The sequence below is a fragment of the Erythrobacter sp. genome (genome assembly GCF_039988855.1).
Taxonomy (GTDB): domain Bacteria; phylum Pseudomonadota; class Alphaproteobacteria; order Sphingomonadales; family Sphingomonadaceae; genus Erythrobacter.
Map to the genome: position 1 here is coordinate 23,149 of NZ_JBDXIY010000020.1, position 17,939 is coordinate 41,087.

Below are 17,939 nucleotides of genomic sequence, written 5' to 3' on the forward strand. Positions count from 1 at the left end.
TTTAGTTACCGCTCATAAACTGGCGCTTGGCCTCAACCGCCATTTCTTCAAGCTTGGCGCGGATATCCGCCTCGCTGACGTCGGTGTCAGCAGCGGTGAGATCGCCTAGAAGCTTGCGAATAACGTCTTCGTCGCCCGCTTCTTCAAAGTCGGCTTGAACGACGGCCTTTTTGTAGGCTTCCGTCTCTTCCTCCGTCAGCTTCATTTCGCCAGCGGCCCATTCACCAAGCAGGCGGTTGCGGCGTGCGGCGATTTTGAAGGCGGTTTCTTCGTCCATCGCAAACTTGGCTTCTTCGGCGCGTTGACGGTCACTAAAATCGGTCATTGGGCTGATCCCTTTGGAAAGTATGTTCTTGGCGCAGATAGGTCGGAGCGCCGCGTGCCGCAAGCGCTCCTCCCGAATTAGTCCATCGTCACCACGACCTTGCCCACGGCCTCGCGCGCCTCAAGTTTCGCGATAGCATCGCCTGCGCGTTCCAGCGGGAAGGTTTCGGAGACCAGCGGGTCGATCTTGCCTTCCTTCATGAGAGCAAAAAGCTCATTCACCTGTTCGACGAATTTCGCAGGCTCGCGCGCGGTGAACGCGCCCCAAAATACGCCGCACACATCGCAAGATTTGAGCAGGGTGAGGTTGAGAGGAAGTTTGGGGATACCAGCTGGGAAACCGACCACGAGGAATTTACCCTCCCACGCGATGGAACGCAGCGCTGGTTCTGAATATTGGCCACCCACGATGTCATAGACGATGTTTGCGCCGCCCGGCCCACACGCCGCTTTAAACGCATTGGCGAGCTCCTTAGAGGCGGCCTTATCCATTTCATCGCGGGGATAGATCACCACGTCATCCGCGCCTGCATTGCGCGCAACTTGCGCCTTCGCTTCGGAGGACACTGCCGCAACAACCTTGGCGCCATATGCCTTGGCAAGCTCAACCGCTGAAAGGCCAACCCCGCCAGCCGCGCCAAGGATCAGCACCACATCGCCTTCTTTGATAAACCCGCGGTCTTTAAAGCCGTGGATCGTGGTGCCGTATGTCATCAGCAGCGAGGCCGCTTTTTCGAACGGTACGCCGTCAGGGATTGGGAAGAAGCGGCCATCGGGCACGATTGCCTTTTCGCGAAGGCCCCCATTGCCCAGCATTCCGATCACGCGGTCGCCGGGTTTGCAGCTCGTGACACCTTCGCCAACGGCCTCAACAACGCCAGCGATCTCGCCGCCGGGGGAATAGGGACGCTCTGGCTTAAACTGATAAAGATCGCGGATCATCAATGTGTCGGGATAGTTGATCGCGCAAGCCTTCACATCGACGAGCACTTCGCCTTTGCTTGGGACCGGCGCATCAATTTCGTCCAGCTTCAGCGTCTCTGGGCCGCCCACTTCATGGGTCTGAATGGCTTTCATCTGGTATTCTCTCCCTGTGCCTTTGAGGTCTTAAGCAGCGTTCGTGCCTGAAAAGCGTGTGCCTGCCATGACCCAATTCTGTGTGTTTGTGCGTTTGTCTTCGTAAGTGCCGATCGAGGCACTGCTTTCGAGCGTGAGTGAAACCTCATCGAGCCCGCCAAGCAGACAGTGTTTGCGAAACGGGTCAATCTCGAAGGTGAACCGGTCTTGAAACTGCGTGGTGACCGTTTGCGCTTCCAAGTCGATATGGATGGGATCACCGCCGCGCGCGACTTCCATCAAACGGTCGATTGCCTCTTGCGGCAGGACCACCGGCAGAATGCCGTTCTTCACCGCATTGCCCGAGAAAATGTCGGAATAGCTCGGTGCGATCACCGCGCGAATGCCAAGGTCACCCAGCGCCCAAGCCGCGTGCTCACGGCTGGACCCGCAACCGAAATTGTCGCCTGCAAGCAGGATCGGCGCGCCTTGATTTTCAGGCGCATCAAAGATGTTGTCTGAGTCCTGACGGATGCTTTCAAACGCGCCTTTGCCAAGTCCATCGCGGGTGATGGTTTTGAGCCATTTGGCAGGGATAATGATGTCAGTGTCGACATTTTTCGCACCAAAAGGGATGGCGCGGCCTTCGACGTGAGAGAGTTTGTCCATTAGCGTGCTGATTCCGGGAATTGAGGGAGACGATCCAGATGTCGCGGATCATGCCCAATGACAACCGTTGCATCCAAGGCTTTCGCCATGGCATCGAACCGTTCGAAGGATGCGAGCGTATCTGCCCGGTCTGTGTTAAACTCAGGCACTCCGCGATTGGTGGCCTGCTCTTCGAAATGATACAGATCCCCGGTCAACAGGACATTGCCCATTTGCGGCATTCTGACCAAAAGAACCGTGTGGCCAGGCGTGTGTCCAGGTGTCGCCTTCATCACCACACTGCCATCGCCAAAAACATCGTGATCTTTCGCAATTGCCGTGACTTGCCCGCCATCTTCTCCAAGCCAGGCGGCAAAGGGACGCGGATCAAGTAGCGGGTTGGGATCGGTTGCCGCCTTGACCACTTCCCAGTCCTCGGCCCCGATCAGCAATGTGGACTCAGCGAAATCAGGAAGCTGCATCACATGGTCAAAGTGGAAGTGGCTGACACCTGTAAAGGTTACTTCGCTGGGAGAAACCCCAATAGTTTCAAGCTGCGTTTCAATGGATTTTCCCATCGACAGTGTGGCACCCGATTGGGTGAAACTTGTCCCTGCCAATGCTTTGTCTAGCCCCGCATCCCACAGCAGATATTGATCGCCATTGCGGATGAGATAGCAACTGACCGTAAGGGTGCGCGGCTGTCCATCGTAAAGATGCGCATCGGAGAACGCCGCCATATCGCTAATCTCAAGAGTACCGCAATCAAGGCGCCACATTTCAAGATCCGCATCTGACTTTTTATCCTGCGCAGTGGCTGATGCACTGAGGGCCATAGCCGACAATAATCCCAAAAAAGCTCTCATGATGTCTCTCCTGTGCAGAGCCAGATCTGATCTAATCTGTTTCTGGTGGTTCACCAGAAGGTGTGCCGGGCGGCGATTTATCTTCGCTCTTTTGGCGCATGCGTTTGCCTGCATAAAGCAGCGCCGCGGCAATAGCTGCGGAACCGATTGTCGCCGCAGCTCCGATAGCAGCTTTGCGGCCGGTGGAAGACTTGCCCTCTTCTGGGCCTTCGGGGGGAGTGGTTTCGTCAGTCATAGTCTTCATTTGAGACCCTCTTGCGCGCATTGCAAGGGAACATCCTTCATAGAAAGGCGTCTACACCCAATTTCCCGGGCGCGCGGCGATGCTTGGCTTCAGTTTTCCCAAACCAATTGCGGCCATCGAGAAAACGCGCTTCGATGCCGTCTAATTCGGCAGGCTCAAAAATGCGGACATTGACCCCTGCGCGGTCTCCATCGAAATGCTCTGTCGTCACCCAATGGGTCGTGGTCGCGCATTGGGGGCAGAAGTGCACTTCAACGGCGGGCTCTTCATAGTCTGCGCGGCGGTAGCTGTCGGTCTTGCCATCGACCGTCAATTCTTCGCCTGCATAATAGCCCCAAACACCGCCCGATTTGGCGCATAAAGAGCAGTCGCAAAAGTTCACATATTCGGGCGGTTGGGGCACAGTTACGCTAACCGCGCCGCAGTGGCATCCTCCCTTCACGATTACAGTTCCCTCACATCGGTCAACCGCCCGGTGATCGCCGCTGCTGCTGCCATAGCGGGGGAGACGAGATGGGTGCGTGCACCAGGCCCCTGACGGCCTACGAAGTTGCGGTTGCTGGTCGAGGCGCAGCGTTCGCCCGCAGGCACTTTATCGGGGTTCATGCCCAGACATGCCGAACACCCCGGCTCGCGCCATTCAAAACCGGCGTTGATGAAGACTTGGTCAATCCCTTCGTCCTCCGCCATGGCTTTCACAAGGCCAGAGCCCGGAACCACAATCGCCCAGCGCACATTGTCCGCTTTGGTTTTGCCTTTGAGGACTGCGGCCGCGCTGCGCAAATCTTCGATACGGCTGTTGGTGCACGAACCGATAAAGATGTTCTCAACCGGAATATCGGTCAGCGGCGTGCCTGGGGTTAGCCCCATGTAATCGAGGCTCTTTGCGGCGGCTGCCTGCTTGTTTTCATCCGCGAAGCTGTCGGGGGCAGGCACGAGGCCCGTGATCGGAAGCACGTCCTCAGGGCTGGTGCCCCAAGTAACGCTGGGAGCGATGTCGGCGGCATTAATGACAACGTTTTTGTCGAACACTGCACCTTCATCGGTGTGAAGCGTCTTCCAATAGGCAAGCGCCTCATCCCAAGCCTCATCCTTTGGTGCCATGGGCCGGCCCTTGAGATAGCGTAAAGTGGTTTCATCAGGCGCAATCAGGCCAGCGCGCGCGCCGCCTTCGATGCTCATATTGCAGACCGTCAGGCGCTCTTCGATGGTCATAGTCTCGAACACAGAGCCGCGATATTCGATCACGTAGCCTGAGCCGCCAGCAGCGCCAATCACGCCGATGATGTGCATGACCACATCTTTTGCCGAAACGCCCGCGCCAAGTTCGCCCTCGACGCGCACTTCCATCGATTTGGACTGTTGGAGCAGCAGAGTTTGCGTGGCGAGCACGTGCTCTACTTCGCTTGTGCCGATACCAAATGCGAGCGCGCCAAGCCCGCCGTGGCTGGCCGTGTGCGAGTCGCCGCAAACGATGGTGGTGCCGGGAAGCGAGAAACCTTGTTCCGGGCCCACGACATGGACGATGCCTTGCTCCGCGTCCGCATCCCCGATGTAACGAATGCCAAACGCTGGTGCGTTCTTTTCGAGCGCTTCCAATTGCGCGGCGCTTTGTGGGTCTTCGATTGGGATTTTGTCACCACCGGCATCGCGGCGTGCGGTGGTGGGCAAATTGTGATCGGGTACAGCCAAGGTCAGCTCAGGACGGCGCACCGGCCGGCCAGCGAGGCGCAGCGCTTCAAAAGCTTGCGGGCTGGTGACTTCGTGGACGAGGTGGCGGTCGATATAGATGATGGCGGTCCCATCATCGCGGGTTTCGACCACGTGATCGTCCCAAATTTTCTGATAAAGCGTGCGGGGTGCGTTGGACATGAAAGGGGTCTCTTGTTTCTCTTTGACCATGCCGATAGCCGCCTTGGTGACGAAGTGGCAAGATTAGGTGTGTTCACTCAGCGAATAGGACTGGAAATTTCACGCGAAGCTGCTAACTGACAATAATGTCAGCAATGCCCTTCCAATTTCCGATCACCGTGCTCCCCGAAGATATCGACTTTATGGGGCATGTGAATAATGCGCGATACCTTAACTGGGTGCAGGATGCGGTGCTTGCCCATTGGCAGAAAGTCGCGCCTGCTGACGAGGTTGCGTCCAAAGCTTGGGTCGCGCTGAAACATGAAATCACATACCGCAAACCGGCCTTTCTTGACGATGATGTGATCGCGCAAACGGTGTTGGAGCGGTATAATGGCGCGCGTGCATTTTACCGCACGGTGATTAGCCGGGGCGAAGATGTGCTCGCAGAAGTTCAATCAAGTTGGTGCTGTATCGATGCAAAGACCCTGCGTCCGGCCCGGATCGGCGAGCATTTGCGCGAGTTCTTCTTCGCGTAAGCCCAAGGCCAGGATGTATTGATCCCGCCTTCGATGTCTAAAGCAAACTATCCTTGGCGGTGGACGTGCTTAGGCTCTATACAAATCGGCATGCTTGAACCTGAGTGCATGAATAGGGCCAACCTTTCAGGATGACGCCTGCAACTTTCTCACTACCCTCGCAATCCATGCAAGGCGTGGTCGGAATTGCTTTGGCTGCGCTGATTGCGGGAAGTTGGCTTGGCATTCACGCCTATGCGATGTTTGTGTTTGAGCTGAACTGGCAAACCCTGCCGCTCGCGCTTGGGATGGGGGTTGTTCAATGTTGGCTTTCAGTGGGCGTCTTTATCGTGTGCCATGACGCAATGCATGGGACGTTGGTGCCTTCAAAACCCAAGGTTGGCAGCGCGATCGCGACTGTCCTTTTGTTCCTCTATGCTGGCTTTGGCTGGAAGGCTTTGCGCGACGCGCATCATACGCACCACCGGCTCGCTGGGCATGTAGGTGATCCGGATTTCGACGAAGGCAACCCCGACAATTTCTTGAGATGGTATTGGACCTTCTTTAAACGTTATTTTGGCTGGCAGTCGCTGGTTTTCGTGCATGCAGTGGTGGGTGTTTACTGGCTGATTATCGGCATTCCGATGGTCCAAATTGTGCTGCTATACGGAGCGCCGGCGCTGCTTTCTTCATTACAGCTTTTCTACTTTGGAACATTTCGCCCCCATGCCCACCGCGAAAAGGAACCCTTTGCCGATCACCACAATGCGCGCAGCGATAGGTTTGGCGCGTTTGTGAGCCTCGCGACTTGCTTTCACTTTGGCTATCATTTGGAACATCACCGCAGGCCCGATGTGCCTTGGTGGGCGCTTCCAGCGGCCCGAAAAGCAGGGGTTGGAGACGCGCCCGTTGGGGAGCGTGCCGCGATATGACCTGGTTCGAAGCCATCGCAATTACACTTGGCGCGCTTGTCTTTATGGAGCTGTTTGCATGGTGGACGCACAAATACATCATGCATGGGCTGGGCTGGGGATGGCACCGCGACCATCATGAGCCGCACAATAATACGTTTGAGAAGAACGACCTTTACGCAACCGTCTTTGGGACGATTAACGCTGGCATGTACATCTTCGGCTCGCTCTATTGGGAGTGGCTGTGGTGGGCAGCGCTTGGCGTGAATCTTTACGGCGTTGTCTATGCGATTGTGCACGATGGCCTCGTGCATCAACGCTTTTTCAAATGGGTCCCGAAAAAGGGTTATGCCAAGCGTTTGGTGCAAGCCCACAAGCTGCACCATGCAACCATCGGTAAAGAGGGCGGGGTGAGCTTTGGCTTTGTCATCGCCCGTGACCCAGCCAAGCTTAAGGCGGAATTGAAAGAACAAGCCAAGGCTGGCATTGCGGTGGTGCGCGATAGCTCAAATGCGCATAAAGATAGCGCCAATCGGGTCACTAGCTTGCCATAGGCGGCGGCCTAGCTTGGGCCTCATTCCGGCCGAGTTGCTAGCCAGGTGCCGGATACAAACAGCACCGCAATCGATATCCACACCCACGGAAAACCAACGGTCACCCAAGTCAATACCGCGCCGGCTGCAATCGAGGTGATCGCCACGATCTTCGACCGCCGCGAAAGCGTGCCGTGTTCTCGCCAGTTGCGTATCTGCGCGCCAAATTTGGGATGGTTGAGAAGCCGTTCTTCCCATGCTTTGTTGCTGCGGGCAAAGAAAAAGACGGCGAGCAGCCAGAACGGGACCGTCGGTAAAAGCGGCAAGGGTATTCCCGCAGCGCCCAGTGCAAAGAAGATCAGACCAGCAGCAAAATAGAGCCGTTGCTTCATCTCATCATGCCCGCGTTCCACGCAAAGAGCGCCTTATACAAAGGGGTGATGGACGTGCGTTTCATCCGCCTGTTTGTGCCAGCCGCGCTGCGTGCTCTTGGACGAGCGCAATCATATTGGGGACACCTTGGGTGCGGTTGCTGGAAAGCTGGTTTTTAAGATCAAAGGGAGCCAGCGCTCCCATCACGTCCATCTTGGCGACCTCTGCGGCTGGCTTATCTTGAACGGCAGCAATGACAAGGGCGACAATCCCCTTGGTGATCGCAGCATTGCTGTCAGCCAGAAAATGCAAATCGCCTTTGGCCTCTGCATCCATGGGATAGACCCATACAGCAGCAGAACACCCTCGAACTAACGTCGCGTCGGTTTTGAGAGCGTCGGGCATGGCTTCGAGTTCGCGCCCGAGTTCGATTAGCAATGAGTAACGCTCATCGCCTTCGAGAAAATCGTATTCTTCAAAGATGTCATCAAGAGTTCTCATGCACGCGCATTTAGGGACGCTCGGCACTAAGGGGAAGGGGGCAAAGCGAAGGTTCTGCCTAAAGCTCTACACCACTGGCAATCGCTTCCAGTTTTTTGATGCGTTCTTTCATATCGGCAAGTTCGATGCGTGCTGCGCCCGATGATGCGCCGCCTTCGATTTCAGGAGCTTCCATTGATTTTCGCAATTGGCGATCAAGCTCTTGACGCTTGAGCTCCAACCAGCCTTGCCAGCCGTGGAGAAGGGCAAAGGCAACCACGCAAATACCTACGAGGCAAGCCGCGGTGATAACAAAGGTGGGGTCCATAATCATTGGCTCTGCTCCTTCTTACTTACGGAGGATGGGAGTGGGGTGCCGCTGTCTTTGTTCGGGCTGTTTGAATTATGTGTCGAAGCGGGTTCATCGGCCCTGCGAAGCGCTTCTATCTCGGCCGAGATGCGGGCCCTTTCGCGCGCGTCCATGGTGTTGTTATCGGTGGCAATACGTTCGAGTACATGGAGCCGGTCGCGCAATTGCTTCATTTCGCGGCGCATTTCTTCGTTCTCGACATGCGCATCGGCGCCTTCAGCTTTACCAACAAATGTCTCATTGCCATCTTCATCTGAGATGATGCCAGCTTTGGCTTTGGCCATCTGAACGATGCCCCAAACAACGATGGCGACAATTGCAACAATAGCCCAACCGTTCATCAGCTGTTCTCCTTTTCGCGGCGCTCACTTACATCTAGCCGCAAAGCCTCGATCTCATCGGAAAGCAGAGTGCCTTTGTCGGTCGCAAGGCGTTCAAGCACAGCCAAGCGGTCTTCAATCATCTGGTTGCGTTCACCAAGCTCGCCGACGTTTGCCGTACCCTTTGACCGTGCATGCTGGCGCTCATCCTTTTCGAGATAGTAGGCGGTCGCTTTCGAGATAATGCCGTTCACTGACGCACCAATCACGATCAACATCACGATGATGCTTGGAAAGATTATGAGAAGCTCGGAATTCATCAGGCGTTTCCTGCATCTTTCTGATTCTCAAGGGCGCGCAATCCATCAATCTCGCTCGAGAGTTGATAGCTGCCGTCTGTTACAATGCGCTCGATGTTGGCAAGGCGATCCTTAACCGAGCCAAGCTCTGCGCGAAGTTCGGCGTTTTCCTGCGTAAGCAAGGTGACGCGCTGCTTTGCTTCGTGGTCGGTTGCAGGCTTTAGAGACTGGCCCCACGCTCCTTCTAAGGGATAGCCGTGCTTAATTCGCAGGCGGGTCGTATGAATCCAACCCGCAATCCCGGCGGCGCCTAGCGCAAGACCACCACCGATGATCCAAGGCAGGTTGGGGACAATAATAGCGGCAGCATCGACGCTCATGAGTGGACTTCCTTAGATTTCACGTTCAATGGGACGCCAGCGTCAGATGGGATACTGGGCGTGTGGCGAAGGTCTTCGATTTCTTCGGCGACGGTATAGCCGCGGGAAGTCACGATGCGTTCGAGGACGCGAACACGCTCTTCCAAAGCGGATTTTTCTGTCGCGATCTTCGCGGTTGTATTCTGTCCACGCTCTTCTGCCAGCTCTTGCTGAAGCGTATTGATCTTACGCCGTACCAAGTAAAATGGCGTGCCAATCACCGCGGTCATGGGAATCGCAATCAGCAGAAATTCTAGAAAATCACCCATCAACCTTTTTCCTTCTGGCCAAAGTTAAGCGGTACGCCGGCATCACTGTTTTGGGAGACGTCGCGGACTGGCTTGTCTCTGAGCGCTTCGATTTCTTCTGAAAGCGAATAACCACGGTCAGTCACGATTTTCTCAAGTATAATCATGCGATCTTGCATTGTATCGAGCTTGTCATTGAGTTCGCGGTTTTCGGCCTTGATGCGCTGCGTTTCGGCGGTGTCTGCGCGCTCAGTCTTGCCGCCCCACTCATCTTCGAGTGAGTAGCCATGCTTGGCGCGGATCCAATTGTTGATGATCCAGCCACCGGTGCTGATGGCGACAATAATAACAACGAAGGATGGTCCACCCCAATCCATTAAGCGTTTTCCTTGTTTCCGAGGTTGAGAGGGACGCCAGCGCTGTCGCCTTCCACTTCGCGAGTGTCGCGCAGTGCTTCGATTTGGGTCGCCACATCATAGCCGCGATCGGTTACGATGCGTTCCAAGACCTGAACGCGGTCTTCCAACTTTTGGATGTGCGACGCGTATTGCGCAGCCTTTTCAGCAGTTGCGTCCGCAGTTTTCTCTGACTGGATCTCAGCCATTTTCTGCTGGTGCTTTGCCCAGATCGCAACGATCGGGATCATCACGCCGATGATAGGAATTAACAGTGCTAGTTGTCCCGGTTCCATCTGATTTCTGTCCCTGTTTTTTGTTTCGAGGTTAGCGCAGCTGTTCGATTTCTTGTGTCAGACGCGGATTGTTGCTCACGTAGTATGTCTCAACGTCGGCCAACCGGCGGTCGATATCGCGGAAGCGCGAGCGAATTTCGCGAGCGGTGCGGTGAGGACTTTGACGAACGCGCTGCCAGTACTGCTCTTCCTGATTATCGCTATAGAGATGCGGCGGCTTCTTCTGGAGCAGGAAGCCTGCGGCGAAATAGGCAGGCAAGACCAGTGGGCTCACCGCAAAGTTAAGAGCAACGGCTCCCAAGCGGACCCAAAAGACATCAACTCCGGTGTAGTCGGCAATCCCAGCGCAAACGCCCAACAATTTGGCGTTGTGCTTGTCGCGGTAAAGCGTGGTGCGGCTGTTCATGCGCTTGTTCCTTTTTTCTCAGCGATAAGCTGTTCAAGCTCACGCAATTGCTGGTTGTCTTGCTCTTGGTCGGCCTGAAGGCGCTTGACCGGATTGAAGCTGGGGTCGTCGGTCGCAACAAGGCGCTCGACTGTGTCCATGCGTTCATCAAGCCGCTTTGCGAGGTTATAAAGCTCTTCCAAAAGCACTTCGTCATCCGAAGTGATGGTGGCGGCAGTCTTCCATTTGGTCACATAGTGGAGGACGATCCACGGCAGTGCGATGAAAAGTGTCATCACAACAATGACTGGTTCCATGGCTTAATTTCCTTTGTCTTCCTCGGGCTTACCGAGCAGTTTCTTCATTTCTTCAAGCTCGTCATCGATGGCGTCTTGGCCTTCGAGGGCGGCAATCTCATCCGACAGTGATGGCGGCCCATCATTGCCAATCGCAATCGCATCAGCCCGGCCTTCGGCATAATCGACGCGGCGTTCGAGCTGGTCGAATTTGCTCAAAGCTTCATCGGTGCGCTCAGTGCTCATCAAACTGCGCAGTTTTACGCGGTTCTCAGCGCTCTCAAGGCGGGCTGCGATTTGTGTCTGGCGGCTGCGCGCTTCACGCAGGCGATGCTGAAGCTTTTGAATGTCCTCTTCATAAGCCCGAAGCGCATCGTCGAGCACGGCAATTTCTTGCTTAAGCTGTTCAGATGTCCCATCCGCCTTTTTCTTCTCAACCAGAGCGGCCCGCGCCAGATCTTCGCGATCTTTCGAAAGGGCAAGCTGTGCCTTGTCAGCCCAATCGGCCTGCAGACGATCAAGCTTCACCACATGGCGATGCATCTCTTTTTGATCGGCAATCGTGCGCGCTGCGCTGGCGCGGACTTCGACCAGCGTATCCTCCATCTCGAGGATGATCATCCGGATCATCTTTTGCGGATCGTCCGCTTTGTCGAGCATGTCGGTAAAGTTCGCAGCGATAATATCGCGAGTGCGGCTGAAAATGCCCATAAAGGCTACTCCATCAAGGAACGGGTTTGTTCTGTTTTGCGTGTCCGAGTCGTGCTCGTCATGCGTTCGTTGCTGACTTTGCGTCGGAGTGGGGCTTTGACGCAAGGCTTCGATTTCAGCATCCAGGCGCGAGAGCTTCTTTCCAAGGATGGGGATGTACTCTGCATCCTCTTCTTTGGTGTGGACCGGAGCGCTCTTTTGAGAGTGATCGCGTTCAGGGGATAACGCGCTGTCTAAGCTCTCAGCAGACGCTGGGGTGGGCGTCGCATTAGGGGCCGTTGGGGTAGCCGCGCGCTCCGGTCCAAAGGGAAGTTTATCTCGCTTGGTCACTAGGCTGGCCTCAAGCCATCTCAATGAGTGCAACAGAGGTTGCTGTTGGCCCAAGATCGGGGTGGGCGAATTGTGCATCGCCAGCAACCATGTTCATTTGAGTTGAAAGAGCGATCATCGCAATCATTGCAGCGATGCTGGCAAGAGAAGCTTGGCCAAGTTTGGTGCGAACGAAGGATTTATTGTACATGTTTTCGGCCCTTAGGAGTGTGTTTGAGTGTTGCAGCCTACATTGCAGATGCCGTGCCAAACTTTATAACATAATGAAAATAAAGGGATTCCTGCAAACTCCACGAATTTACACATGGCGCAGCTTGCCAAGCATTGGGAAAAATTCCTATATGTTGGCAAGCTAGCCCAATAGGCGACTTATTGAGAGGGAATGAGTGGAGCGCGAGAGCCAATTTATCGGACAGTCCGGAGCATTCCTCGACGCGGTGGAGCGCGCCAGTCGCGCAGCTCCTATGAGTCGTCCCGTGCTTGTCATCGGGGAACGCGGCACGGGTAAAGAACTAATCGCTGAACGTCTTCATCGCTTGTCCAACCGCTGGGACGAACCGCTCGTTACTATGAACTGTGCCGCCCTTCCCGAAACTTTGATCGAGGCTGAGCTGTTCGGTCACGAAGCGGGCGCGTTCACTGGCGCGACTAAAGCGCGCGCCGGGCGGTTTGAAGAAGCGGATAAGGGTACGCTTTTTCTTGATGAACTGGGCACGCTTTCGATGGGGGCGCAAGAAAGGTTGCTGAGAGCAGTTGAGTACGGAGAGGTAACCCGCATTGGTTCATCGCGCCCTATCCGGGTCGATGTTCGCATTGTCGCAGCGACCAATGATGACTTGCCTGCGCTCGCGGAAGCGGGCGAGTTTCGCGCTGACCTGCTCGATCGATTGAGCTTCGAAGTGATCACTTTGCCGCCCTTGCGAGTGCGCGAGGGAGATGTGGCTGTTCTAACCGAACATTTCGCGCGCCGTATGGCCGGCGAGTTGGAGTGGTTTGGTTGGCCGGGCTTTGCGCCGCATGTGATGGAACATCTCGAAAACTATGCATGGCCTGGGAATGTACGCGAGCTGAAAAACGTCGTTGAGCGCGCGGTTTATCGCTGGGATGACGCCGAAACGCCGATTGCTCATGTGCAGTTCGATCCGTTTGAAAGCCCATGGAAGCCTGTGACACCGTCGCATCGGCGCTCTGATGGAGCGGGAAATGCACCTGCTGAAAGGGGGGCTGCGCCAACGCAAGAACCGCCGCCAACAAGCGCCCAATTTGAAGCGGTGGATGACCTTCGCGCCGCCGTTGACGCCCACGAGCGGGCGATTGTTGAGCATTCGCTGGGTAAGCATCGCTGGAACCAGCGTCAGACGGCGAAGGCGCTTGGTCTCAGCTACGATCAACTGCGTCATGCGATCAAGAAGCACGGTTTGATGGAAGGGCAAGAGTAGCTCTCCGCCAATCAAAACAAGCTCTGGCCCAAAAAATGTTCTCACTTTTACAGGTCGTTTACGCGTGAAGGCTATTCTTCACTCTTATTGAGCCGGTCTTGCGAAAGGGCTGGTGTTTGTGAGGGAAGCTAAAATGCGGGCTCTTATTGATCTGGTTGACAGTTTTACCGGGATAGTACGCTTTATCATCGTGGCAATTATATTGGTGGGGCTTAGCCTCGCCTTGATGCTCACCGCTGGCGTGTCTTACGTCGCACCCAAAGTGGCGAACGGCGCGACTGAGCGCGCGGCCCAAATCGGCGAGTTGGCGATTGAGGAGGCGCGCAATGCGCAGCGCGATCGCGATTTGGCCAAGGATGGTTGGGGTTATGACAGTGGGAATAGCCGGCAGGATCGCTCCGCAAATTCGCGCAATCGTGACTCTGATGGAGGGGGTTGGGGCGACGATTCCCAATAATTCGACTCGTTTCCACTTTCAGCAAAATGTGATTTTCAAAGCAAAGCGATGAAGATGGCAAGTCATGCCGAAAACAACTTTGAGGCCAGTTTCGATAAAACGATCCGCGTGGCTCCGCGCCTTCCCTTGAGCCTGCCTGGCACTTTCATTTCAACCATGGGTAACCCCAGTTGCATTGTGACAAACCTCTCGCGAACTGGTGTGTTGATCGCAATTCGTGAGCCGCTCCAGGCGGGAAGCGTTGGATATCTGCGTTGCGGCCCGATTGATCACTTTGTCATCGTGAAACGCAAGGGGGTAGGGCTCGATGCGGTCGTTTTTGAACTTCCCGTTTCTGACGCATTCGTCGCGCGAGTTCGCGATTATAAAAACAGTTTCGCTGAAAAAGAGCTCAACGACATGCGTTTGACGGCGCAGGAATGGGCTGGCGCTGAGCTCTCATAATTGGGTGCACGGCTATGGCGACATAGGTAGTTTTCCCATTGCCAGACTTTAGCTGGATTTGACCGCTTGGAGTTAGCCCCGTGTAACCATGAGCGCGGCAAACCCCATTTCAAATTTTAGTTCGGATGCTGCCGATCTTAAACGGTTGAATTGCACGACCGATCTCGGCGTTCCGGTCGGTCGGAGGGCCGCTGCCCGGTTAAGACTCGCGATCCCGGCCAGACTCGTCTCGTTGTATGGAACACACCGCTGTATCTTGATCGATCTGTCCTCCACCGGTGCGCAATTGGGCTTGGAAAAGCCATTGGCGGCAAAAGAAGCCGGCTTCTTGCAAATTGCCGGACAGGAGCTTTTCTGTGAAATTGTGCGCACGGATCAAGGGCCCAACGGCGGGATCAATGGGCTCGTGTTTGATCCTCCTTTGATTGAACAAGATGTTCTCGATATGCGACGCTTCGCCGAGCACTACGAACTTGACGAACTGCGCGGACTGAAATCAGAGGTGAAGGATTGGGTGGAGGGCGCCGTCAGGGCCCGGCCCTGATCCCAGTTTTCTGGGGTTTGCCTTCTTTTTGTTGTTGGTCTTGCCAAGCTTACGCTTTGCGCCTAGATGACCGCCATCCCGACATTGTCGAACACAACAAGGGCTGGCGCCAACGGGGCCGGCACAAACCGGCTTTGTCAGACCTATTGTGTCCCATTTGAAGAGTAATACGCAGACTGCATGACCGATCTTACCCGCCTTACCTCTCTAATCGAGCCAGAAGCCAACGCGCTCGGCTTTGAGTTGGTGCGTGTGGCAATGATGCCGTCTGAGGCAGGCGACGGCGGTGATGCTTTGCAGATTATGGCCGAAGACCCCGCGACAGGACAGCTCATCATCGAGCAATGCGCCGCGCTTTCGCGCAGCGTGTCTGAAATGATGGATGCGCGTGAAGAGGCTGGCGAAATCTTGATCGAAGGCGCGTATCACCTTGAGGTGTCATCGCCGGGAATCGACCGCCCGCTGACACGCGAAAAAGACTTTGCCAATTGGGCAGGGCATGAGGCCCGTATTGTTATGACAAAAGGCTGGTCGGGTGATGCGGAAGGCAAGCGCGTATTTAAAGGTGAGCTAAACGGCATTGATGCTGGTACAGTGGCACTCACCGACTCCAAGACGGGCGAGGTTGCTCTCCCGCAAGACCAAATTCACAGTGCCAAGCTTGTCCTAACAGACGCGCTGATCGCTGCGACCAAGCCGCTTGATACAAGCGGTGCTGACGAAATCGAAGAAGAAACCAAAGAGAAGGCAGACGACTGATGGCCAGTGCCATTTCCGCCAATAAAGCAGAATTGCTCGCAATTGCGAACGCCGTTGCATCTGAAAAGATGATCGATAAATCCATCGTGATCGAAGCGATGGAAGAAGCGATCCAGAAGAGCGCGCGTAACCGTTATGGCGCAGAAAACGACATTCGCGCAAAGCTCGACCCTGTCACCGGCGATTTGACGCTGTGGCGTGTGGTTGAGGTGGTCGAAGAGGTCGAGGACTACTTCAAGCAGGTGGATCTGAAGCAGGGCCAGAAACTGCAAGATGGCGCGGCGCTTGGCGACTTTATCGTCGATCCGCTGCCTCCGGTTGATCTGGGCCGTATTGATGCACAATCTGCAAAGCAGGTGATCTTCCAAAAGGTTCGCGATGCAGAGCGTGAGCGTCAGTTTGAAGAGTTCAAAGACCGCGACGGCGAAGTCATCACGGGCGTGATCAAATCTGTCGAGTTTGGCCATGTGATCGTCAACCTTGGCCGCGCAGAAGGTGTCATTCGCCGCGACCAGCAAATCCCGCGTGAAGCCGCCCGTGTGGGTGAGCGTGTTCGCGCTCTCATTACTAAGGTTGAGCGGAACAATCGCGGACCGCAAATCTTCCTTAGCCGTGCAGCGCCTGATTTCATGCGCAAGCTTTTCGCGCAAGAAGTGCCTGAGATTTACGATGGCATCATCGAGATCAAAGCCGCCGCCCGTGATCCGGGTTCACGCGCCAAGATCGGTGTGATCAGCCACGATAGCTCGATCGATCCGGTCGGTGCCTGTGTGGGTATGAAGGGTTCACGCGTTCAAGCCGTGGTGCAAGAGCTCCAAGGCGAGAAAATCGACATCATTCCGTGGTCCGATGACACCGCGACCTTCATCGTGAACGCACTTCAGCCTGCAACGGTTGCCCGTGTGGTTCTCGACGAAGACGATGGCCGTATCGAAGTGGTTGTTCCTGACGATCAGCTTTCTCTTGCGATTGGTCGCCGCGGTCAAAACGTCCGCCTTGCAAGCCAGCTGACCTCGCAACAAATCGATATCATGACCGAGGAAGAGGCTTCCGAGAAGCGTTCCAAGGAATTTTCTGAGCGTTCAAAAATGTTCGAAGAAGAGCTCGATGTTGATGAAACCTTGTCTCAGCTTCTCGTGGCCGAAGGCTTCGCAGAACTTGAGGAGGTTGCTTACGTCGAACTGGCTGAACTCGCATCCATCGAAGGTTTTGACGAGGAACTCGCTGAGGAACTCCAAAGCCGCGCGCTTGAGGCGATTGAGCGAGCAGAGGCCACACATCGTGAGGCTCGCCGTGAGCTCGGCGTTGAAGATGCGATTGCTGAATTGCCGCATCTTACAGAAGCGATGCTGGTCACACTTGGTAAGGCGGGTCTCAAGACGCTCGACGATGTCGCTGATCTTGCGACCGACGAACTGATCGCGAAGAAGCGCGAAGCACCGCGTCGCCGCAATAACGCTGATGGTCCGCCAATGCGCCGTCCGCAGCGTGAGCAGGATAAAGGCGGCGTTCTGGGTGAGTATGGTCTCACCGAGGAACAAGGTAACGAGATCATCATGGCTGCGCGTGCGCACTGGTTCGAAGATGAGGAGCCAGCTGCCGCAGTTGACGCCGCAACTCAGGAGGCCGCCGATGCGGACTCCCCACAATGAGTGCGTAAGCTCCGACACCACTGAACAAAAAGCTCCCGGAAGCGATTCTGGGAGCGCCAAGTCCTGCGCTGAACGTCGCTGTGTTCTTTCGGGAGCGACCCTCCCGCGTGAAGAACTCATCCGGCTTGCTATTTCGCCTGATGGTGAGGTCTTACCTGATCCGCAAGGCAAAGCTCCCGGGCGCGGCGCATGGATTGCGCCTGACCGCGCGGCTCTTGAAACCGCTATGGGGGATGGCCATCTCAAGAAGGCGCTTATGCGCGCATTCAAGGGTGGTCCAGAAGGCGCAAAGCTTTCCTACAGCGACAATTTGCCACAACAGATCGCGGATGCACTCAACCGCACCCTTCTCGATAGGCTCGGCCTCGAACTGCGGGGCGGCAATATCGTGATGGGCTCTGCCAAGCTTGGCGAACATGCCCGTTCTGGCCGGATCGCGCTGCTTTTGCATGCTAGCGACAGCAGCGAGGATGGCCGCAAGAAGCTTGATCAAGCTTGGCGTGTGGGCACTGACCAAGAAGGCACAGGTGTGCGCGGAAATGTCTTGCCACTGGACCGAGAGGCTCTGTCTGTGGCATTGGGCCGGGAAAATGTCGTGCATTTGGGCGTTTCGGCCCAAAATGGCGGGCGCGGTGGGGGTTTTGGATCAAGCAAGTCAGCCCCCAAATTGGCTTCGGCCCGAGTGGGTCAAGCCGTGACTCGCCTTACGCGCTTTTTGGGAAATGACCCGCCCACATAAGCGAACAATGCCACGATGAATAAGGCGCCTGAA

Annotated in this window: 30 protein-coding genes; 10 read left to right on the forward strand and 20 right to left on the reverse strand. The window is 55.6% G+C overall.

Going from position 1 to position 17,939, the window contains the following annotated elements; translation table 11 throughout:
• Nucleotide 1: 1 nt before the first annotated feature.
• The 7 genes from ABJ205_RS15215 to leuC form a co-directional block, all read right to left on the reverse strand.
• Nucleotides 2–325 carry a DUF1476 domain-containing protein gene (locus ABJ205_RS15215; protein ID WP_348157618.1) on the reverse strand — a complete coding sequence of 108 codons (324 nt, stop codon included), beginning with the start codon at nucleotides 323–325 and terminating at the stop codon, nucleotides 2–4.
• A 77-nt stretch (nucleotides 326–402) separates the two neighbouring features.
• Nucleotides 403–1,401: an NADPH:quinone oxidoreductase family protein gene (locus tag ABJ205_RS15220; RefSeq protein WP_348157620.1), complete on the reverse strand. Its 999-nt coding sequence runs from the start codon at nucleotides 1,399–1,401 to the stop codon at nucleotides 403–405.
• A 30-nt stretch (nucleotides 1,402–1,431) separates the two neighbouring features.
• A complete protein-coding gene (gene leuD / locus ABJ205_RS15225; RefSeq protein WP_348157621.1) occupies nucleotides 1,432–2,049 on the reverse strand; it encodes a 3-isopropylmalate dehydratase small subunit in 618 nt (205 codons plus the stop codon).
• On the reverse strand, nucleotides 2,049–2,864 hold the full coding sequence (locus tag ABJ205_RS15230) for an N-acyl homoserine lactonase family protein (RefSeq protein ID WP_348510079.1): 816 nt from the start codon (nucleotides 2,862–2,864) through the stop codon (nucleotides 2,049–2,051). The genes leuD and ABJ205_RS15230 overlap by 1 nt, the downstream gene beginning before the upstream one ends.
• A 61-nt stretch (nucleotides 2,865–2,925) precedes the next feature.
• Nucleotides 2,926–3,138, reverse strand: coding sequence for an isopropylmalate isomerase (locus ABJ205_RS15235; protein ID WP_348157627.1), 213 nt, complete (start codon nucleotides 3,136–3,138; stop codon nucleotides 2,926–2,928).
• A 37-nt stretch (nucleotides 3,139–3,175) separates the two neighbouring features.
• Nucleotides 3,176–3,580: an aldehyde-activating protein gene (locus ABJ205_RS15240; protein ID WP_348157630.1), complete on the reverse strand. Its 405-nt coding sequence runs from the start codon at nucleotides 3,578–3,580 to the stop codon at nucleotides 3,176–3,178.
• 2 nt (nucleotides 3,581–3,582) lie between these two features.
• Nucleotides 3,583–5,010, reverse strand: coding sequence for a 3-isopropylmalate dehydratase large subunit (gene leuC / locus ABJ205_RS15245; RefSeq protein ID WP_348157632.1), 1,428 nt, complete (start codon nucleotides 5,008–5,010; stop codon nucleotides 3,583–3,585).
• Nucleotides 5,011–5,135: 125 nt separating this feature from the next.
• On the opposite strand from leuC, the gene ABJ205_RS15250 reads away from it, so the two are divergent.
• From ABJ205_RS15250 to ABJ205_RS15260, 3 genes are all read left to right on the forward strand, one after another.
• On the forward strand, nucleotides 5,136–5,528 hold the full coding sequence (locus ABJ205_RS15250) for a thioesterase family protein (protein ID WP_348157634.1): 393 nt from the start codon (nucleotides 5,136–5,138) through the stop codon (nucleotides 5,526–5,528).
• A 131-nt stretch (nucleotides 5,529–5,659) separates the two neighbouring features.
• The gene (locus ABJ205_RS15255; protein ID WP_348157636.1) at nucleotides 5,660–6,439 is read left to right on the forward strand and encodes a fatty acid desaturase; all 780 of its coding nucleotides are present in this window, start codon (nucleotides 5,660–5,662) and stop codon (nucleotides 6,437–6,439) included.
• Nucleotides 6,436–6,972 carry a sterol desaturase family protein gene (locus ABJ205_RS15260; RefSeq protein WP_348157639.1) on the forward strand — a complete coding sequence of 179 codons (537 nt, stop codon included), beginning with the start codon at nucleotides 6,436–6,438 and terminating at the stop codon, nucleotides 6,970–6,972. The genes ABJ205_RS15255 and ABJ205_RS15260 overlap by 4 nt, the downstream gene beginning before the upstream one ends.
• Before the next feature lie 20 nt (nucleotides 6,973–6,992).
• Here the strand turns inward: ABJ205_RS15260 and ABJ205_RS15265 are convergent, their stop codons facing one another.
• The 13 genes from ABJ205_RS15265 to ABJ205_RS15325 form a co-directional block, all read right to left on the reverse strand.
• Entirely contained in the window at nucleotides 6,993–7,364 is a 372-nt protein-coding gene (locus ABJ205_RS15265) for a YbaN family protein (RefSeq protein WP_348157642.1), read from the reverse strand.
• Nucleotides 7,365–7,404: 40 nt separating this feature from the next.
• On the reverse strand, nucleotides 7,405–7,824 hold the full coding sequence (locus ABJ205_RS15270) for a SufE family protein (RefSeq protein WP_348157645.1): 420 nt from the start codon (nucleotides 7,822–7,824) through the stop codon (nucleotides 7,405–7,407).
• Between the two features lie 58 nt (nucleotides 7,825–7,882).
• On the reverse strand, nucleotides 7,883–8,134 hold the full coding sequence (locus ABJ205_RS15275; protein WP_348158057.1) for a hypothetical protein: 252 nt from the start codon (nucleotides 8,132–8,134) through the stop codon (nucleotides 7,883–7,885).
• Nucleotides 8,134–8,514 (reverse strand): hypothetical protein, encoded by a 381-nt coding sequence (locus tag ABJ205_RS15280; protein ID WP_348157648.1) that lies wholly within the window; start codon nucleotides 8,512–8,514, stop codon nucleotides 8,134–8,136. Before ABJ205_RS15280 ends, ABJ205_RS15275 begins: the two co-directional genes overlap by 1 nt.
• On the reverse strand, nucleotides 8,514–8,813 hold the full coding sequence (locus ABJ205_RS15285) for a hypothetical protein (RefSeq protein WP_348157650.1): 300 nt from the start codon (nucleotides 8,811–8,813) through the stop codon (nucleotides 8,514–8,516). Before ABJ205_RS15285 ends, ABJ205_RS15280 begins: the two co-directional genes overlap by 1 nt.
• On the reverse strand, nucleotides 8,813–9,172 hold the full coding sequence (locus ABJ205_RS15290) for a hypothetical protein (protein ID WP_348157652.1): 360 nt from the start codon (nucleotides 9,170–9,172) through the stop codon (nucleotides 8,813–8,815). The genes ABJ205_RS15285 and ABJ205_RS15290 overlap by 1 nt, the downstream gene beginning before the upstream one ends.
• Nucleotides 9,169–9,480, reverse strand: a complete 312-nt coding sequence (locus tag ABJ205_RS15295) for a hypothetical protein (protein ID WP_348157653.1) — start codon at nucleotides 9,478–9,480, stop codon at nucleotides 9,169–9,171. The genes ABJ205_RS15290 and ABJ205_RS15295 overlap by 4 nt, the downstream gene beginning before the upstream one ends.
• On the reverse strand, nucleotides 9,480–9,836 hold the full coding sequence (locus tag ABJ205_RS15300; protein ID WP_348157656.1) for a hypothetical protein: 357 nt from the start codon (nucleotides 9,834–9,836) through the stop codon (nucleotides 9,480–9,482). Before ABJ205_RS15300 ends, ABJ205_RS15295 begins: the two co-directional genes overlap by 1 nt.
• Nucleotides 9,836–10,150: a hypothetical protein gene (locus tag ABJ205_RS15305; protein ID WP_348157659.1), complete on the reverse strand. Its 315-nt coding sequence runs from the start codon at nucleotides 10,148–10,150 to the stop codon at nucleotides 9,836–9,838. Before ABJ205_RS15305 ends, ABJ205_RS15300 begins: the two co-directional genes overlap by 1 nt.
• 31 nt (nucleotides 10,151–10,181) lie before the next feature.
• Nucleotides 10,182–10,556, reverse strand: coding sequence for an envelope stress response membrane protein PspC (gene pspC, locus ABJ205_RS15310; protein WP_348157662.1), 375 nt, complete (start codon nucleotides 10,554–10,556; stop codon nucleotides 10,182–10,184).
• A complete protein-coding gene (pspB, locus tag ABJ205_RS15315) occupies nucleotides 10,553–10,852 on the reverse strand; it encodes an envelope stress response membrane protein PspB (RefSeq protein WP_348157665.1) in 300 nt (99 codons plus the stop codon). The genes pspC and pspB overlap by 4 nt, the downstream gene beginning before the upstream one ends.
• A 3-nt stretch (nucleotides 10,853–10,855) precedes the next feature.
• A complete protein-coding gene (gene pspA / locus ABJ205_RS15320; protein WP_348158060.1) occupies nucleotides 10,856–11,692 on the reverse strand; it encodes a phage shock protein PspA in 837 nt (278 codons plus the stop codon).
• Nucleotides 11,693–11,882: 190 nt separating this feature from the next.
• On the reverse strand, nucleotides 11,883–12,062 hold the full coding sequence (locus tag ABJ205_RS15325) for a hypothetical protein (protein ID WP_348157667.1): 180 nt from the start codon (nucleotides 12,060–12,062) through the stop codon (nucleotides 11,883–11,885).
• A 196-nt stretch (nucleotides 12,063–12,258) separates the two neighbouring features.
• Between ABJ205_RS15325 and pspF the strand changes: the two genes are divergently transcribed.
• The 7 genes from pspF (at nucleotide 12,259) to ABJ205_RS15360 (ending at nucleotide 17,906) form a co-directional block, all read left to right on the forward strand.
• Nucleotides 12,259–13,311 carry a phage shock protein operon transcriptional activator gene (pspF, locus tag ABJ205_RS15330; RefSeq protein ID WP_348157670.1) on the forward strand — a complete coding sequence of 351 codons (1,053 nt, stop codon included), beginning with the start codon at nucleotides 12,259–12,261 and terminating at the stop codon, nucleotides 13,309–13,311.
• A gap of 133 nt (nucleotides 13,312–13,444) precedes the next feature.
• Nucleotides 13,445–13,768 (forward strand): hypothetical protein, encoded by a 324-nt coding sequence (locus ABJ205_RS15335; RefSeq protein ID WP_348157673.1) that lies wholly within the window; start codon nucleotides 13,445–13,447, stop codon nucleotides 13,766–13,768.
• A gap of 48 nt (nucleotides 13,769–13,816) precedes the next feature.
• On the forward strand, nucleotides 13,817–14,212 hold the full coding sequence (locus ABJ205_RS15340; protein WP_348157675.1) for a hypothetical protein: 396 nt from the start codon (nucleotides 13,817–13,819) through the stop codon (nucleotides 14,210–14,212).
• A gap of 88 nt (nucleotides 14,213–14,300) precedes the next feature.
• On the forward strand, nucleotides 14,301–14,756 hold the full coding sequence (locus tag ABJ205_RS15345) for a PilZ domain-containing protein (protein ID WP_348157678.1): 456 nt from the start codon (nucleotides 14,301–14,303) through the stop codon (nucleotides 14,754–14,756).
• 180 nt (nucleotides 14,757–14,936) lie between these two features.
• Nucleotides 14,937–15,515, forward strand: a complete 579-nt coding sequence (gene rimP / locus ABJ205_RS15350; protein WP_348157680.1) for a ribosome maturation protein RimP — start codon at nucleotides 14,937–14,939, stop codon at nucleotides 15,513–15,515.
• On the forward strand, nucleotides 15,515–17,167 hold the full coding sequence (gene nusA, locus ABJ205_RS15355; RefSeq protein ID WP_348157683.1) for a transcription termination factor NusA: 1,653 nt from the start codon (nucleotides 15,515–15,517) through the stop codon (nucleotides 17,165–17,167). Before rimP ends, nusA begins: the two co-directional genes overlap by 1 nt.
• On the forward strand, nucleotides 17,148–17,906 hold the full coding sequence (locus ABJ205_RS15360) for a DUF448 domain-containing protein (RefSeq protein WP_348157685.1): 759 nt from the start codon (nucleotides 17,148–17,150) through the stop codon (nucleotides 17,904–17,906). Before nusA ends, ABJ205_RS15360 begins: the two co-directional genes overlap by 20 nt.
• Nucleotides 17,907–17,939 lie beyond the last annotated feature (33 nt).